This window comes from Amycolatopsis azurea DSM 43854 (assembly GCF_001995215.1).
Lineage (GTDB): Bacteria > Actinomycetota > Actinomycetes > Mycobacteriales > Pseudonocardiaceae > Amycolatopsis > Amycolatopsis azurea.
Window position 1 is genome coordinate 1 of sequence record NZ_MUXN01000043.1, and the last position, 1,278, is coordinate 1,278.

Annotated in this window: 2 protein-coding genes; both read right to left on the bottom strand. The window is 62.8% G+C overall.

Translation table 11 applies throughout. The features are described from left to right. Nucleotides 1-39 precede the first annotated feature (39 nt). Nucleotides 40-873, bottom strand: a complete 834-nt coding sequence (locus B0293_RS42280) for an IS3 family transposase (RefSeq protein WP_077241521.1) — start codon at nt 871-873, stop codon at nt 40-42. Nucleotides 874-920: 47 nt separating this feature from the next. Then, nucleotides 921-1,211 (bottom strand): transposase, encoded by a 291-nt coding sequence (locus B0293_RS42285; RefSeq protein ID WP_005168491.1) that lies wholly within the window; start codon nt 1,209-1,211, stop codon nt 921-923. Between the last annotated feature and the right edge of the window lie 67 nt (nt 1,212-1,278).

The following is a 1,278-nucleotide window of genomic DNA, read 5'->3' on the forward strand; positions in this document are numbered from 1 at the left end:
TGAGCTTCCCCCCGTTCGCCGGACACGGCGGGTGTGGGGTCAAGTGGTCGCGTCGGGTGGCGTGTGGAGGGCCTCAAACGTGACCGGGGCGTGCATTCCGATGCTGGAATGACGTCGTTTGGGGTTGTACCAGCACTCTATCCATTCGAATATCGCGTTGGCAAGCTGGTCGCGTGTTGTCCATTGCTTGGTGTCGAGTATTTCGAGTTGGAGCGTTCCCCAGAAGGACTCCATCATGGCGTTGTCGTAACAATCTCCGATCGTTCCCATCGACGCGAGCAGGCCGGCGGCGCGGAGTCGCTGCCCAAACGCCCATGAGGTGTATTGGGAACCGTGATCGGAATGCAGAATGGTGGTGTTGTCCTCTGGGTTGCGGCGCAGGATGGCCATGCCGAGCGCGTCGGTGACCAGTTCGGTGCGCATATGGTGGGCGATGGACCAGCCGATGATGAGTCGGGAATAGGCGTCCATGACCGCCGCGCAGTAGAGTTTTCCTTCCTCGGTGGGGTGCTCGGTAATGTCGGTGATCCACAGCCGGTCCGGGGAATCGACGGCGAACTGACGGTTGACCAGGTCCGGGCTGGGGTCTGCGTGCGGGTCCCGGACTGTGGTCCACGAGCGGCGGCGCCGGTAGAGGCCCTGGATGCCAGCCTCGCGCATGAGTCGTTCGACCCGTTTCCGGTTGACCGGCAGCCCGATTCCCAGCGTTAATTCCGCATGCACTCGCGGAGAGCCATAAGTGCCCCGTGAATCGGCATGGATTTGCTCGATATATTTCAACAGCAACGCGTTGTCCTCGTCTCGTGCCGAGACCGGCCGACCTCGCCATTCGTAATAGCCGGAACGGGACACGTTCAAGACCCGGCAGGCCACCGCGACATCGATACCGTCCGCGGCGAGTTCATGGACCAGCGGGAACCTTACTTTGGGAGGATGTTCTCCCGCGCGAAGTACGCCGCCGCGCGTTTCAGGATCTCGTTCTCCAGCTCAAGCTGCCGGGTCTTCCGCCGCAGCTCGGCGAGTTCTTTCTTCTCTCCGCTGGTCAGTCTCGTTGCCGAGCCGTTCTCGTCGGTGTCGGCCTGGGCCATCCAGTTCCGCAGGCAGGACTCGCTGATCCCGAGCTCCTTCGCCAGCACGGCGACCGGTTTGTCGCCCAGACGGGCCAACTCGACGGCACGCTGCCGAAACTCAGGCGGGTGTGGTGCGGGCACTAGAACATCCTCCCTGGTGACCAACGGTCACCTCAGGCGAGGTGTCCGGACAACCGGGGGAAGCTCA